Origin of the sequence: Neisseria sp. RH3002v2g, assembly GCF_014596425.2 — a bacterium.
Taxonomy (GTDB): Bacteria; Pseudomonadota; Gammaproteobacteria; order Burkholderiales; family Neisseriaceae; genus Neisseria.
In genome coordinates this window covers 1833197-1848427 of record NZ_CP110721.1, presented here as the reverse complement: position 1 = coordinate 1848427, position 15231 = coordinate 1833197, and the positions used below count along the sequence as shown (strand labels likewise).

Sequence of the window (15231 nt, the reverse complement as noted above, 5' to 3'; positions counted from 1 at the left end):
AACCACGCCGAAAAAGTAAAATACCTGTTTTCAAAGACTTTGGAGCCATCATGACCGTCAAAACCCGTTTCGCCCCCAGCCCCACCGGCTACCTGCACATCGGCGGCGTACGCACCGCCTTGTTTTCATGGGCGTTTGCCCGCCATCATAAAGGCGAGTTCCTATTGCGTATCGAAGACACCGACTTGGCGCGCTCTACTGCCGAATCTGTCAACATCATTCTCGACGGCATGAAATGGGTCGGCCTGGACTACGACAACGCCGACAACGTCGTTTACCAAACCCGCCGTTTCGACCGCTATAAAGAAGTCATCGCCGAACTTTTAGAAAAAGGCCATGCCTACTACTGCTATTGCAGCAAAGAAGAGCTGGAAGCCATGCGCGAGAAAGCCGAAAAAGAAGGCACGGCGACGTACGACCGCCGCTGGCGTCCGGAAGAAGGCAAAACCCTGCCAGAAATCCCTGCTGACGTGCAACCCGTTGTCCGTTTCAAAACGCCTTTGGACGGCGTGACCAAATGGACGGATTTGGTCAAAGGCGAAATCTCCATTCCCAATGAAGCGCTTGACGACCTGATTATCGCCCGCGCCGACGGCACGCCGACCTACAACTTCTGCGTCGTGGTGGACGACTACGACATGGGCGTTACCCACGTTATCCGCGGCGACGACCATGTGAACAACACCCCGAAACAAATCAACATCTTAAAAGCCATCGGAGCAAACCTGCCCGAATACGGCCACCTGCCCATGATTCTTAACGAACAAGGCAAAAAAATCTCCAAACGCAGTGGCGATACCGTTGCCATTACCGATTTTGGCGCAATGGGCATCCTGCCCGAAGCCATGCTCAACTATTTGGCACGCTTGGGCTGGGCGCACGGCGACGACGAATTCTTCACAATGGAACAATTCATTGAATGGTTTGATTTGAAAGACGTTTCCCCGTCTCCAAGCCGTATGGACTTGAAGAAACTCTACTGGATCAACGGCGAACACATCAAAATCACGCCCAACGAAAAACTGGCCGAACTCGTTAAACCCCGCCTCGCCCTGCGCGATATCCATGAAACCAGCAAGCCTGCTTTGGAAGATGTGTTGGCATTGGTCAAAGACCGCGCCCAAGACCTGAACACCCTCGCCGACGAGTGCCTCTACTTCTACGTCAAACAAACGCCTGCCGAAGCAGATGTGCAGAAACACTGGGACGATGAAGCCGCCGCCCGTATGCTGCGCTTTGCCGAACGCCTCGAAGGGCTGGAAGACTGGAACGCCGAAGCCATCCACGACCTCTTCAAACCCTTCTGCGACGAAGAAGGCATCAAAATGGGCAAACTCGGCATGCCCCTGCGCCTCGCGGTCTGCGGTACGGCGAAAACCCCAAGCGTCGATGCCGTATTGGCATTAATCGGCAAAGAAGAAGTGTTGAAACGGATTCGTTCGTAAGGCATGAATGATAAAAGGCCGTCTGAAATGTTTCAGACGGCCTTTTCTAATAAAACCAGAAAATAATGGAATAAGGCGGAGAATATGAGAAAATAATAGCTGCCTGTCACAACATTTGATTGAATTAACTTTTATCGGCGGCCTGAATGTCCGGATTGGATAAAATAAACCATCAAGAACAAAGACCAACAAGCATATTTATGTAAACTTGGCAGCTGAAAAATCGGCTCTGCGCTTTACTTTACAAATCAAACAACTTTAAAGGAAAACCCATGAAAAAAACCTTACTTGCCCTGATGATGTTATCTGCCGCCGCGGCGTATGCCGGTGAGGCGGAAGACCGTTTGCTGTCCGTTCAATCGGTTTACCGTGCCGCTTTGCATGAGCAAAACAGCAACGACAGCAAAATCATTTCCCTGCAAAGCGATTTGGAAAGCGCGCAGCGCCGTTTGCAGGCTGCGCAATCCGATATTGACCGTTTGAAAGGCGAAATTCAGACGGCCTTGGCTCAGAAAGAGCAGCAAAATGCCAAGCTGCAACAAGCCGGTCAGATGTTGGATGCGGCGTGGAATGCCGTTTACGGCATAGGCGGCAGCAAGGCGAATCAATAATTTAGACATTGTATTATTTGCGTTTTACGCTTCTTTTATCATATTTATAAGGAAACCTCATGTCTCTACCTCCCTGCCCGAAATGCCACTCCGAATACACTTACGAAGACGGTGCCCAATACGTTTGCCCTGAGTGCGCCCATGAGTGGAACGAGGCCGATGCTGTGGCTGCAAGCGATGATGCCTTGGAAGTCAAAGATGCCAACGGCGCGGTATTGCAAGATGGCGATGCGGTTGTTTTGATTAAAGATTTGAAAGTCAAAGGCAGCTCTATGGTCATCAAGCAAGGCACCAAAGTCAAAGGCATCCGCCTGCAAGAGGGCGACCACAATATCGGTTGTAAAATCGATGGCAGCGCGATGAACTTGAAATCTGAGTTCGTCAAAAAAGCCTAAAGATTTTATTTTTGAAAGGCCGTCTGAAATCCGAAGAGTAGGATTCAGACGGCCTTCATTTATTTCATTCAAGATAAAATAAATGCTTATTTAAAATTGAATGAGTTTTATAAATTTGAATTTCAGGCCGTCTGAAAAAGCGGCGGCAAAATGTTCCGCACATACGCGGGTGCAAAACCGTTAAAATAACGCTTTCCCCTATTCTACGGAACCATTATGCCTCAGCCGACCGCCAAACAGATTTTGCACGAAGTATTCGGTTATCCCGAATTTCGTGGCAAGCAGGAGGCTATTGTCAATGCTTTGGCCGGCGGCGAGAGTTTGATGGTGCTGATGCCGACAGGCGGGGGCAAGTCTTTGTGTTACCAGATTCCGGCGCTGATGCGCGAAGGCGTGGCGGTTGTCGTATCGCCGCTGATTGCGCTGATGAACGACCAAGTGGCCAGCCTGCATGTGGCCGGGATTGAAGCGGCGGCAGTCAACAGCAGCACATCGGCGGATGAGGCGCACGAGATTGCCGACAAGCTTGCCCAAGGCCGTCTGAAACTGCTTTATGTCGCGCCGGAACGCTTGGTTACCGACCGCTTTTTGCGTTTTCTCGACCAACAAACCGTCAGCCTGTTTGCCATTGATGAGGCACATTGCGTCAGCCAATGGGGACACGATTTCCGCCCCGAATATCAACAGCTCGGCATGCTTGCCGAACGCTATCCGAATGTCCCGCGCATCGCCCTGACCGCTACCGCCGATGCGGCCACGCGCGCCGACATCAAGCATTATCTGCACTTGGACAATGCGCCCGAATTTATTTCCAGCTTTGACCGCCCGAATATTTATTATCAGGTTATCGAAAAAAATAATGGCAAAAAACAATTGCTGGATTTCATCCGCAAGCAGATGCATGGGCAAAGCGGCATTGTGTATTGCTTAAGCCGCAAAAAAGTCGAGGATGTGGCGCAGTTTTTGTGTGAAAACGGCTTGGAGGCGATTCCGTATCATGCCGGTTTGAGCATGGACGTGCGCGAGGAAAACCAACGCCGCTTTACGCATGAAGACAATATTATTGTGGTGGCGACCGTGGCGTTCGGCATGGGCATAGACAAACCTGACGTGCGCTTTGTCGCCCATCTCGATATGCCCCAAAGTGTCGAACATTTCTATCAGGAATCGGGGCGAGCCGGCCGGGACGGGCTGCCTGCCGTGAGCTGGCTGTGTTACGGCTTGAACGATTGGGTGTTGCTGCGAGAACGGATTGCCGAAGGCAACAGCGACGAAGTGCAAAAGCAAATCGAAATGCAAAAACTCGATGCCATGCTTTCCGTCTGCGAAACCGCCGCCTGCCGCCGCGTACTGCTGCTCAAACATTTCGGAGAAGAATCTGAACCCTGCGGCCATTGCGACAACTGCCTGCATCCGCCCGTGCGGTTTGACGGCACGGTGTTGGTGCAAAAATTACTCAGCTGCGTGTACCGCGCCGGACAACGTTTTGCCGCCGGTTACATCACCAACCTTTTGCGCGGTAAAAGCGACGATTGGATACAGCGCAACGGCCATGACAAGTTATCCACATTCGGCATCGGCAGCGAACAGACCGACAAGGAATGGCGCAGCGTCATCCGCCAGTGCATCAGCCTGGGCTATCTCACTGTCAACGTCGAGCAACATCAAGCCCTGCAGCTGACCGAAGCGGCCAAAAAAGTCCTCAAGGGCGAAACCGAAGTCATGTTGCGCCCCCTGCGCCGCGAAAAAACGGCCACCCAAAAGCCGAAAGACGATTGGTTGCGTACCGAGCGCGAAGAGCGTTTGTGGCAGGCATTGCGCCAATGGCGGCAACAACGCGCCCGGGCAGAGGAAGTGCCGGCCTATGTGGTTTGCGGCGACAAAACCCTGCGCGATATTGTCGAAAAAATGCCCCGAAGTTTGGAAGATTTGCATCAAATCTACGGCTTGGGCGAGGCGAAAATCAATAAATTCGGTTTGGAGATACTCGACGTTTGCGAAACGGCCGAAGCCGGTACGGTTTCCACAGACAGCGCACAAGTTATCCACAGCTTGGGCGAGCGCGAACAGGCCTTAAAACAGGCTTTGGAAACTTGGCGCGAGCAGCAGGCAAGTGCCGATCAAGTCACACTGGGAACGGTATTCTCCAACGAAAGCATGGACGACTTACTGACCAATACGCCTGCCGAACCCATCGACCTTTTGGGCGTGTATAAACTCGGTGAAAAACGCATCGAACAATACGGCGAGGGCATTTTAAACATCTGCCGCCCGTTTTCAGACGGCCTGAGCGAAGAGGACAAACGCAAACGCCGCTTGATGCGCCGCCTGCTTCAGTGGAACATCGATACTGCCCGCCATGAAGGCCTCGAAGCCTATCAGATATGCAGCAAAGTTACCCTGCGCGCCATTGCCGCCCGACGGCCGCAAGATTTGGCGGAACTGGCGGAAATCCACGGCATGAATGAGGAGAAAACCGACAAATACGGCGCGGAAATTGTCGAATTGTGCAAACAAGCGGATTAATGGATTGCGATTATCATTAAAGGCCGTCTGAAACCCAATCAAGCATGGTGTTTCAGACGGCCTTTTTGAATTTTTAATCTTTATAAAACAATGAATAAGAAAATATCTTCATTTATTTTGTCAGTTTTTTAAAGCTGCCGCGTCTAAACAGGCATGAAAAATGGGATGGTGCCGATGGATTTTTCGTCCCATCCCATTCGACACACATCGATTAGGAAAATAAATGAACACCTCATCCAACCTCTCTTGGCAGGCCGCTTTCGGTTTGTTGATGCTCAGGCTTTTTGCCGCGTATGAATTTCTTGAGTCCGGCCTGGAAAAATGGAACGGGGAAAACTGGTTTGCAGAAATAAACAGTCAATTTCCCTTTCCGTTCAATTGGTTGTCGGATACGGTCAACTGGAATTTGGCCATGTGGGCGGAACTGGTTTTGCCTGCGCTGCTTATTGTCGGCTTGGCAACGCGGCTGTCTGCATTGGGATTGATGGTCGTAACGGCTGTCGCATGGTCTGCGGTACATGCCGGCTTGGGTTACAATGTGTGCGACAACGGTTATAAAATGGCACTGATTTATTTGGTGGTTTTATTTCCTGTCCTATTGCAGGGCGCTGGCCGTCTGTCTTTGGATGCCCTGCTGAAGAAACGCTGTTGCCGCATCAAGCATTTTCTTTAAGGATTATCTTTAAGGATTAATGGTCGCGGGCCGACTTTAAATGCCCGATATTATCTCTTGATTTATTTAAACCCATATTTTAAAAAGGAAGTTGAAATGAAAAAAAATGTAGCTGCTGCTTTGGCCGGTGCACTGTCCCTGTCTTTGGCTGCCGGTGTTGTTGCCGCTGATAAAGCCGCTAGCGACGTGGCCGTTGAGAAAACTGTTAAAGCTGCCGAAGGTACTTGCGGCGCGGCTGCCAAAGCTGGTGAAGGTTCTTGTGGCGCAGCCATGAAAAAAGCACACGCCAAAAAAGGCAAAGCATCTAAAGCCAAAGCTGCCAAAGTAGTAGAAGGCAAATGCGGCGAAGGTAAATGCGGTTCTAAATAATCCTGCAACATACCTTTAACAAAGTCGCATTTTACAAACGAAAATGCGACTTTGTCGTTCATACGGCACCATAACAGGACATCACCATGATTCAACACGCAGGCTTGGGCTACCGCCGCGACTTGGCGGAAGACTTCCTCTCGCTTTCAGACGACAGCCCGATACGCTTTATCGAAGCCGCCCCCGAAAACTGGCTGAAAATGGGCGGCAGGGCGCGCAAACAATTTGACCGCGTGGCGGAACGGCTGCCGTTGGCGTTGCACGGATTATCCATGTCGCTGGGCGGACAAGCCTCGCTGGATACCGCCTTGATAGACGGAATCAAAGAAATGATGCGCCGTTATGACTGCACGTTTTTCTCCGATCATTTGAGCTACTGCCATGATGGTGGTCATCTTTACGATTTGTTGCCGCTGCCTTTCACTGAAGAAATGGTGCAACATACCGCGCGCCGTATCCGCGAAGTGCAGGATCGGTTGGGCTGCCGCATTGCCGTAGAAAACACGTCCTACTACCTGCATTCTCCGCTTGCCGAAATGAACGAAGTCGAGTTCCTTAACGCGGTTGCCCGTGAAGCCGACTGCGGCATTCATTTGGACGTGAACAATATTTACGTCAACGCCGTCAATCACGGACTGTTGTCGCCTGAAGCCTTTTTAGAAAATGTGGATGCAGGGCGCGTGTGCTATATCCATATTGCCGGGCATGATGTGGAAACGCCGGAATTGTTGATTGATACGCATGGCGCGGCGGTTTTACCGACCGTTTGGGATTTGCTCGAACTTGCCTATGCCAAACTGCCGACGATTCCGCCCACCCTGTTGGAACGCGATTTCAATTTCCCGCCTTTTGCCGAACTCGAAGCCGAAGTTGCCAAAATCGCCGAATATCAAACGCGTGCCGGAAAGGAATACCGCTGTGCAGCCTGAAACCTCCGCCCAATACCAACACCGCTTTGCCCAAGCCATACGCGAAGGCAAAGCCGCAGACGGACTACCGCAAGAGCGCCTGAATGTCTATATCCGCCTGATACGCAACAATATTCACAGCTTTATCGACCGCTGTTATACAGAAACGCTGCAATACTTTGACAGCGAAGAATGGGGCCGTCTGAAAGAAGGTTTCGTCCGCGACGCGCGCGCCCAAACGCCCTATTTTCAAGAAATTCCCGGCGAGTTCCTCCAATACTGCCAAAGCCTGCCGCTTTCAGACGACCTTTTGGCACTGATGGACTTTGAACACTCCCAGCTGCTTGCCGAAACCGCTCAAACTGACAGCGAAGCCTCGTCCGCCGATTCAGATGATTTGGCGCACACCCTTTCTCCCGCCGCCTTTGTGCGCCGTTATCAGTATGATGTGACCGACGAATTACAGGAGGCGGAAACTGCTGTTTTGGTGTGGCGCGATAAGGAAGACGACGTGATGTATCAAACGCTCAACGATTTCGACGCCTTATTGCTGGAAACACTGGCAGAAACGCCCACTTCTCTAAACGGCCTGCAAACCATGCTGGCAGAGTTCATGCCGTCTGAAAACGCTTGGCAGGACGCATTAAGGCAGAAATGGACGGATTGGCTGGAACAGGGCATTTTGGTTGCGGCATAAATCAAGGCCGTCTGAAAATAGGTGCAGTCGGTTTCGGCGAAACAAAAATACTACTGAAATCGTTTATAGATTCAATCGCATGCTCTTGCCGTATCAGCGTAAAATCAGAAGCATATTGATCATTCATTTCATACTGATACATTATGGCCCTACCCGAACTGACCGATGCCGAGCTTGCCGAATCCCGCAAACTGCTGCTGCGCTTTGCCCATATCCAGCTGCCCGACCGCCCCGATTTGGCGGAAGACCTCGTCCAGGAAACCATGCTTTCCGCCTACCGCGCGGCCGAAGGTTTCAAAGGAGATGCACAAGTGAGTAGCTGGCTGTTTGCAATCTTAAAAAACAAAATTACCGACTGCCTGCGCCAAATCGGGCGGCAACGCCAAGTTTTCGTCACGCGCGACGAGGAAGCCTTGGATGAAGCTTTTGAAGGACATTTTGCCGCCGACGGGCATTGGACGGACGAAGGTCAGCCTCAGGGTTGGGACTCGCCCGAAGCCAGTTTGCACAATAAAGAGTTCTATCAAGTTTTGCAGACCTGCCTCTACCATCTGCCGGAAAACACCGCCCGCGTGTTTACCATGAAAGAGATTCTCGGCTTTTCAAGCGATGAAATCCGCGAGCAATGCGGCATCAGCCATGCCAACTACCACACCATCATGCACCGCGCGCGCGAAACCTTGCGCCAGTGTCTGCAAATCAAATGGTTCTCCCATGTCTGACAGGAAAATGCCATGAAAAAATGCCGCAAAATAACCGATCTGATTTCCAAACAGCAAGACCAAGTGCGTCTCAGTCTTTTTAACCGCATTGCCCTTGCCGTCCACCTGTCGCTCTGTCCCCGTTGCCGCGAATATAAGAAACAGCTCGAATTAATCAGCAACGCCATGCACAAGATGTTTCGATGATTCAAAAAAGGCCGTCTAAAACCTACCCCTGTCAGTTTCAGACGGCCTTTTTGTGTCCGCTTGATTTATCGCTAATCTTGAATAAGCCGTGGCTGGCCGCCCACTTTTTTAGTTGCCTTTATTTTCAAACTTGCGCCGTTGGCCTTTGTCTATTTGAAGCATGGGAGAAAGATTCTAATACGGTAGAACAAGATAAAGGCCGTCTGAAAGATGAATTTCAGACGGCCTTTTTCACGGCTTTTAGTGTTGTTCTTCCGGCTCGGGTTCGTCTTTGCCGAACCAGTTGTCAAAGCGGATGGTGTATTTCAATTCGCCGCCGGATGAGCGTGTGCCGATGCGGGCAATGGCTTGGATGGCGCGGGTCAGTTGGTACACGAGTTTGACGGATTGTTCGGCGCTGGAGATGCCGTATTCGTAACCTACGTAGAGGTTGTTGGTGAGCTGTTTGCCGACGGTCAGGACTTGTTCGGCAGGGTTGAGCTCGCCGGTTTGGGCGTTGCGGCTGCGTTTGCTGGTAAAGCCCAAATCATCCACGAGGCCGATGCGGTCGTTGACTTGGCCGGCAAGCAGTGCGCTGGCGGCCGCAGAGAGCGTGGCATTGTCGCCGTCGCTGCCGCTGCTGGCACGGTTGAGGATGAGCCAGGAGAGTTTGTCTTTTTCACTCATGGCTTCTTTGGCAACCAGGGTTACGCGCGGATTGCTGAGGCTGCCGAGGACTTCGACACCTGCGCCGACTGGGGAGAGGCGGCGTTCGGCACGGATGTTGAGGTTTGGATTCGATAGCGGGCCGACGAAGGAAACCGATCCTTTGGTGATGTCGAGGTCTTGGCCGTAGGCTTTGTAGCGGCCTTTGACAACGCGCACGGTACCGACGCCTTGGACGGTTTCGCCCGGACGTGATGTGATGGCCAGTTTGCCGCCGATGGTAACGTCTGCGCCGTAGCCGACAAAACGGACATTGTCGTTGATGTTCAAGACAAGGTTCAGATTAATCGGCGTGGTGGCCGTTGCTTCTTTTTTGGTTTCGCCCAGTACAACCACGTCGTCATCGAGGGTCGGCATGGAGGATTTTTGCGAACCAAACCTGCCGTAGTCGGTGTTGAGCGTGCCGTTGAGCGATACGCCTTTTTCCGGATTGTAGAGGACTTTGGCCGCACCGGAGAGCTGCAGTTGGCGGTTTGGACGCGAGAGGGTGCGGTATTTGTCGAAGACGATGTCCACGTCGACATCGGGGTTGGCGTTGGCAAGGTTGACCGCGCCTTTGAGCTCAATCGTGCCGCCACGGTGGAATTTGAGGCTGTCGATTACCCATTTTTGACCCTGCAGGCGCGAACGCAATACGCCGTTGTCGAGAATCAGGCCTTGGGTTTGATGGCGGTAATAGAGGTTGTCGCCGTTAATCTGGCCGCTCAGTTGCGGATCGTTCAGACGGCCTGCCAAGCTGACGGCGGCGTTCAGACGGCCTTTGAGGGTTTGGCCGACGGGCAGGAAGTTGCGGAAGACTTCGAGGTTGGCGACGTTCAGGTTGAGTTTGCCGCTCAGGGGGGCGGTATCGAAGCTGGTGCCTTGACCGATGTTGACGGTACCGTCGGCCCGGCCGTAATTGGTTTGGAGGTCGAGGTTGCTGTTGACGGTAGGTGAACCGAGTCGGCCGCCGATGGTGGCAGTCGCGTTCAGACGGCCTGCAATGCCTTGGGCTGTGGCCGGCATAAAGGATTTGAGCGAGCCCAAATCGGGAACGCTGATATTGACCTTGCCGCTGACAGGGGCGTTGTTGATGTTGTTGCCGAACTGTTGGGCGATGCCGAGCGTGCCGTCAACTTTGCCGAAACGGGTGTTGCCTTCCAGCGTGCTGTCGATGCGGCCGTTTTGGAAATGGGTGCGCAGGGCGAGTGCGGAAAGTCCCAAAGGCTGTTTGTTTTTCGGGTCTTTATTCGGCAGGATGATGTCGCCGCTTTGTCGGCTGATGTTGAGGAAGCCGCGCGCGTTTTGACTGTACGCCAAATCCCAGTCGCCGCCCAAGACGAGGTTGTGTTCGATGGGCGGGGTGTAGAAGTTGTGCAACTCGGTAATGTGCAGATTTTGTGCGCTGCCTTTGCTGGTAATGCCGGCTTTTTTGTCCCAAACGAAATTTTGCAGGTTGAGGCTGCCGCCCATGGCCGCCCAGCGTGCGCTGCTGAGGGAAACGCGTTCACTGCCGGCTTCGAGGTTGAGGCGGTTTTGCAGTTTGAGGTTGAACGCGCCGTTGATGTCGAGCGTGTCAACCGTGCCTTTCCATTGGGTTTGGTCTTTGTTGAGGCCGCCGGTGGCGTCGAGGTCGAGCTTATAGCGTTTGTTGTCCACAGCCATATTGCTGTTGCCGCGGATGTGGTGGTGCGAACCGGTGCCGCTGATGAGCAGGTTGACGTTGTCGATCATGGCCGCACCGCCGGAGACGGCGATGTGTTCGCCTTTAATATCGGCACTCAGCGGACGGTTGGTGTCGGGCGAACCTTTGAGCTTGAAGTCGAGGGTGCGGATGTTGACGGTATCGGCGACTTTGAAGTTGCGCGCTTCGCCGTTCAAATCGGCTTCAAGGGTTTTGAGGCCGTCTGAAAAGCTGCCTGAGATGTAGCCGCGCGCGTTGAGCAGGCCGCCCAAGCCGAAGCCGAAACGCGACAAATCGGGGGCGGTAATGTTGAGATTGAGGCGGTCGCCTTTTTTGCCGAAGCTGCCGTTGGTTTTAATGACGTTGCTGCCGAGGGTCAGGTCGGTCAGGGCGCGCGAGAGGTGTTTGTTTTCATAGGCAACGTCGGCTTTGCCGCTGAGCGGAACGCCGTTGAGCGTACTCGGTGCAAACTGCATTTTGCCGGCGAATTTTTCTTGCGCCAGTATGCCGGTCAAGTTGATGTTGCCGTTGACGCTGCCTTGCGGAAGCTGCGGATCGATGCGCGCAGGGTTGAAGGCTTTGCTGACGATATCCAGTTGCAGTTTGCGGTCTTTGAAGAGTTCGAGCGAGCCTTTGGCGTTGAGTTCGCCACCGTTTTGCGGAACCAGACGGACTTTGTCAAGCTTGAGTGTGCGCTGGCCGAGCTGTTTGTCGGTTTGGAAAAACAGCATGCCGTCTGTGCGCGCGAATCCGCTGTCGAGATTCCAGTTGACGACGGGGGAGGAGGTTTCGCCTTTGACATCGATACTGCCGTTCAGACGGCCTGCGATGTTTTGACGGACAAAGTCGTCTGCGCCGGTATTGTTGATGCCCAGTGCGAGTTTGAGCTGGTCTTGGGCGGTGTCGATAGAGCCGGATACATCGATACTGCCGTCTTTGAGCAGGCCGACGCCGATGTCTTCGATTTTGACCGTGCCTTTGTCGTCGACGATGAATTCGCCGAGGATGCGTTTGACGGGGATATGGTTTTCATCGGCAAAACCGGCTTGGTCGTTTTCCAAGTCTATCGAGCCTTCCAGCGCAACGCCGTCTGTAAAGGACGGAATGGTGGTGGCGTCGAAATTCAGACGTGCTTTGGGCAGGGTGGGCAGGAAGGCCTGCGGATTGATGTTGGAACCTTTAACCAGGATTTCGCCGACGGTTTCGTTGAGGCTGTCGGCGAATGGGTGGATGGTGGATTTGGCAGACAAATGAACGTTGTCGCCGTCGAGCAGCAGGTCGGTGTACACGTCTTGCAGGCTGCCCCACAGGCGCACCGTGCCGTGTATGGTTTCGCCCTCAAGCTGGCCTTTGGTGTAGATGGCGGTATTGAGGACGTAAGGTTTGTTCAAACCGAGTACCACCGCGCCTGTCGAGCTGCTCCAGGGCGTATCGGCGGTTTTGATGTGGAGGCGGTGTTCTTTTTTGTCGTAATGATAGGCCGCGTGCAGATGGTCGAGATAGACGGTCTGCTTGTCAAAACGCTTGCCCACGCTGATTTTGCCGGTTTCCAAACGGTCGAGATAGGCGGTAACGGGCAAGTCTATGCTGTCGGGCAGGCCTTTTGACGGCTCTTCTTCTTTGGGCGGCGTGCGCTTGGTCACGATGGCGATGTCGCCGGCCACGACTTCGGTAATATGCAAAGACGGACGGAACAGCTCGGACGGTTTCCAATCAAAGCGGAAGCTGCTGATTTTGATGTCCGCACCGTCTGTTTCAATCAACCATTTATCGCCTTCAAAACCTTCAATCAGCGTGCCTTTCAGCGTATCCGAAGAGATTTTGACGCCGAACCATGACGGAATTTTGTACAAACCGAAACGCAAACCCGATTCCGTACCGACCAGCCAGCCGATCGCGCCAGCGGAAACGGTCAATACGCCCAAGGCGGACAGGACAAAGCCGCGCAACAGGCGTTTTTTGCGCTTTGGCGGGGCGGGCTGTTGTTCAGAAGGCGTGGAAGTGTTTGCAGTATCGGTCATGATATTTTTCTGTTTGTCTGTTGTTCAGACGGCCTGGAATGGCTGAGGCCGTCTGAAAAAATGGATGGTGTATGTTTGTTAAAACCTTGTGCCTAAGCTGATGTGCCAGCGGATTTTTTTGTCGTGGTGGCCGTAGGCAATGTCGAAGGAGAACGGCGCAACCGGGCTGAACCAGCGCACACCCAAGCCGGTACCGTGTTTTAAGGTCATGTGTTTGAAGTTGCTTGCCGCGTCGCCGACATCGTGGAAGATGGCGCCGGAGAAGCTTTTGGTGACCGGAAATTGATATTCGAGGCTGCCGACCACCAAGGCGCGTTGCGGCAGGACGGAGCCGTTGGGGCCGGCCAAACCGATGCTGTCGAGTTCGTAACCGCGTACGGAAGTCGCGCCGCCGGTGCGGAACATCAGGCTGGAAGGCACTTCTTCGCCTTCGCGGGCGTAAACGTAGCCTGCCTGCCCGCGGACGATGAAGGTGCCGATTTTTTTGTTTTCAGGTGTGAAGAAATAGCCTGCCCGTGCTGTAGCGCGCGCCATTTGGGTGGAGGAGAGGAATTTGCCCAAGGTCGAGCCGATTTTGCCGTCGAGGTAATAGCCGTTTTGAGGATGCAGCTCGGTTTCGATGCTTTGCCGTTTCCATGAGGCGGTCAGCATGGTGGCATGGCTTCGGCCCAAATCGTAGCTGGTGTCGGGGACTTTGCGGTCTTCGGTAATGAATTCGAGGCCGAAGCGGGCATCGATATTGTTACGGTCGCGGACATACCAAATGCCGCTGGACAGGGCGCGTTTTTCAAGGTTTTGCGTGGTCGAGCGGTTGTAGGAAACGTTGCTTGTCCAGTAGTTGCCGCGGTTGTTGCGCGGCTGGCTGATACCGGCGGCCAGCGTGGTTTCGTATTTGTCCATGTCCCAAACAACCGAGCCGATGTAGCCTTTGTTGAAGAGGTTGTAATAGTCGTAGGCGATGCGGCCGCCGATTCCGTATTCGGAGTCGTAGCGGATACCGGTTTCCAGTTTGTGGCGTTTGACTTCGGTCACGTTGATTTTGACGGGGACGCGGTCGCCTTGCAGTTGGTCGAAGTCGGCCTGTACGGACGCGCCGGAATAGTGGCCGTTTTGCTCAAGCGCTTGTTGCAGGTCGAGTATTTTGTCCAAGTCGTAAGGCGAACCGGGTTGGAAGCGCGCCATGCCGGAAACCACGCTCTCAGGGTAGCGGCGCGTGCCGGTGATTTGGAACTCGCCGAAGTAAATCGGGCGGTTGCTCTCCACGATGACGTTTAAGTCGGCCTTTTGGGTATTGGGATTGATGGTGGCTTGGGTGGTAGTGAGTTTCGCCAAAGGGTATTTTTTGCGTGTTACCGCGCTGAGGACGGAGGTTTTACTCGCATTCCAGCCGTCTTGGTCGAAGTTTTCGCCAATGGGCTGCTGCCAGTTTTCCATCGCATTTTGGTAGTACTCGGCCAGGTTTTCGTCATTCAATACGTCGCCGAGGATGGCCACGCTGACGTTGTCGACTTTGGTGCGCGGGCCGGGGGTGACGTTGACGGTATAGCTCTCGCCGTGGTCTTGAATATTGACGTTGCTGTTGAAGTAGCCTTTGGTCCGGAGCATGGTTTTGACGTTGTCGGGCGCCTCTTCGGCGAGGAAGCCGACCTGCTCTTTATCCAGCTCTTCTTCCTGCTGCTGGGTAATCAGCGGCAGGTATTCTTCAAGCATTTCTTTGATTTCGCTGTCTTGGGTGTCGATTTTGACGGGGAATTTGGGCTTGAGTTTGCCTGTTTGGTCGTCTTTGGGCTGCTTGGGCATTTCGGATTCGGGAACGGCCTCGTAGTCTTCCGCTTTGGGAACGGAAGTATCTACTGCCAACGCGTGTCCGTAGGCGAGCGCCAATGATGCAAATAAAACAGGGTAGGTCAGTTTGGTCATGATGTGTGTTCGACAGCGACAATTCTTCAGTTTGTGGATTTTAACATTATTTCTGCAAGCTTTCAGGCTATGGATATAAACGGAAATTTAGCGCGATAACGTTGCAAAATGCGGCTTAAGGGCGGATTTTAATTTGTTTCTATCTGATTGTAATATTTATGTTTTTGTATTTTGACTGATGAAGTTACCTTTGTATTCGGCCTTATGGCGCAGATTTCAGGCCGTCTGAAAGCAAGATATAGAGAAGTAAAGCAACGGTATGGGCATACTTTAAAGTAGGGTTTGAGTAGGTTTTACCGTATTTTTGGCATAAAATGCCAACTATGTCATAAATGTTAAATTTTAATGCTGTTTTTGTGAGGTGTGCATGAAAACCTCGCCGACAAATGA

12 protein-coding genes are annotated in these 15231 nt (G+C 52.9%); 10 read left to right on the top strand and 2 right to left on the bottom strand.

Going from position 1 to position 15231, the window contains the following annotated elements:
- The first annotated feature begins 50 nt into the window (after positions 1-50).
- From gltX to BBP27_RS08650, 10 genes are all read left to right on the top strand, one after another.
- Entirely contained in the window at positions 51-1445 is a 1395-nt protein-coding gene (gltX, locus tag BBP27_RS08695; RefSeq protein WP_188211345.1) for a glutamate--tRNA ligase, read from the top strand.
- Positions 1446-1717: 272 nt separating this feature from the next.
- Positions 1718-2056, top strand: a complete 339-nt coding sequence (locus tag BBP27_RS08690) for a hypothetical protein (RefSeq protein ID WP_049335715.1) — start codon at positions 1718-1720, stop codon at positions 2054-2056.
- A 59-nt stretch (positions 2057-2115) separates the two neighbouring features.
- Entirely contained in the window at positions 2116-2451 is a 336-nt protein-coding gene (locus BBP27_RS08685; RefSeq protein ID WP_108699916.1) for a zinc ribbon domain-containing protein YjdM, read from the top strand.
- A gap of 216 nt (positions 2452-2667) precedes the next feature.
- On the top strand, positions 2668-4977 hold the full coding sequence (gene recQ, locus BBP27_RS08680) for a DNA helicase RecQ (protein WP_188211346.1): 2310 nt from the start codon (positions 2668-2670) through the stop codon (positions 4975-4977).
- A 223-nt stretch (positions 4978-5200) separates the two neighbouring features.
- Complete coding sequence (locus BBP27_RS08675) at positions 5201-5650, top strand: HvfX family Cu-binding RiPP maturation protein (RefSeq protein WP_188211347.1); 450 nt, start codon at positions 5201-5203, stop codon at positions 5648-5650.
- A gap of 96 nt (positions 5651-5746) precedes the next feature.
- The gene (locus BBP27_RS08670) at positions 5747-6019 is read left to right on the top strand and encodes a hypothetical protein (RefSeq protein ID WP_049333024.1); all 273 of its coding nucleotides are present in this window, start codon (positions 5747-5749) and stop codon (positions 6017-6019) included.
- An 86-nt stretch (positions 6020-6105) separates the two neighbouring features.
- A complete protein-coding gene (locus BBP27_RS08665) occupies positions 6106-6948 on the top strand; it encodes an HvfB family MNIO-type RiPP peptide maturase (RefSeq protein ID WP_188211348.1) in 843 nt (280 codons plus the stop codon).
- A complete protein-coding gene (locus BBP27_RS08660; protein WP_188211349.1) occupies positions 6938-7624 on the top strand; it encodes an HvfC family RiPP maturation protein in 687 nt (228 codons plus the stop codon). Before BBP27_RS08665 ends, BBP27_RS08660 begins: the two co-directional genes overlap by 11 nt.
- A gap of 143 nt (positions 7625-7767) precedes the next feature.
- A complete protein-coding gene (locus BBP27_RS08655; protein WP_188211350.1) occupies positions 7768-8346 on the top strand; it encodes a sigma-70 family RNA polymerase sigma factor in 579 nt (192 codons plus the stop codon).
- Positions 8347-8358: 12 nt separating this feature from the next.
- Positions 8359-8532 carry an anti-sigma factor family protein gene (locus BBP27_RS08650; protein WP_049323681.1) on the top strand — a complete coding sequence of 58 codons (174 nt, stop codon included), beginning with the start codon at positions 8359-8361 and terminating at the stop codon, positions 8530-8532.
- A gap of 240 nt (positions 8533-8772) precedes the next feature.
- On the opposite strand, the gene BBP27_RS08645 is transcribed toward BBP27_RS08650, so the two are convergent.
- Together BBP27_RS08645 and BBP27_RS08640 are read right to left on the bottom strand one after the other, a co-directional pair.
- A complete protein-coding gene (locus BBP27_RS08645; protein ID WP_188211351.1) occupies positions 8773-12921 on the bottom strand; it encodes a translocation/assembly module TamB domain-containing protein in 4149 nt (1382 codons plus the stop codon).
- Positions 12922-12999: 78 nt separating this feature from the next.
- Complete coding sequence (locus tag BBP27_RS08640) at positions 13000-14841, bottom strand: autotransporter assembly complex protein TamA (RefSeq protein WP_188211352.1); 1842 nt, start codon at positions 14839-14841, stop codon at positions 13000-13002.
- Positions 14842-15231: the final 390 nt, after the last annotated feature.

Coding starts and splice junctions, on each gene's coding strand:
- BBP27_RS08685 (WP_108699916.1), top strand. CDS start 2,116: ATGTCTCTACCTCCCTGCCCGAAATGCCACTCCGAATACACTTACGAA.
- BBP27_RS08665 (WP_188211348.1), top strand. CDS start 6,106: ATGATTCAACACGCAGGCTTGGGCTACCGCCGCGACTTGGCGGAAGAC.
- BBP27_RS08640 (WP_188211352.1), bottom strand. CDS start 14,841: ATGACCAAACTGACCTACCCTGTTTTATTTGCATCATTGGCGCTCGCC.
- BBP27_RS08650 (WP_049323681.1), top strand. CDS start 8,359: ATGAAAAAATGCCGCAAAATAACCGATCTGATTTCCAAACAGCAAGAC.
- gltX (WP_188211345.1), top strand. CDS start 51: ATGACCGTCAAAACCCGTTTCGCCCCCAGCCCCACCGGCTACCTGCAC.
- BBP27_RS08690 (WP_049335715.1), top strand. CDS start 1,718: ATGAAAAAAACCTTACTTGCCCTGATGATGTTATCTGCCGCCGCGGCG.
- BBP27_RS08670 (WP_049333024.1), top strand. CDS start 5,747: ATGAAAAAAAATGTAGCTGCTGCTTTGGCCGGTGCACTGTCCCTGTCT.
- recQ (WP_188211346.1), top strand. CDS start 2,668: ATGCCTCAGCCGACCGCCAAACAGATTTTGCACGAAGTATTCGGTTAT.
- BBP27_RS08675 (WP_188211347.1), top strand. CDS start 5,201: ATGAACACCTCATCCAACCTCTCTTGGCAGGCCGCTTTCGGTTTGTTG.
- BBP27_RS08655 (WP_188211350.1), top strand. CDS start 7,768: ATGGCCCTACCCGAACTGACCGATGCCGAGCTTGCCGAATCCCGCAAA.
- BBP27_RS08645 (WP_188211351.1), bottom strand. CDS start 12,921: ATGACCGATACTGCAAACACTTCCACGCCTTCTGAACAACAGCCCGCC.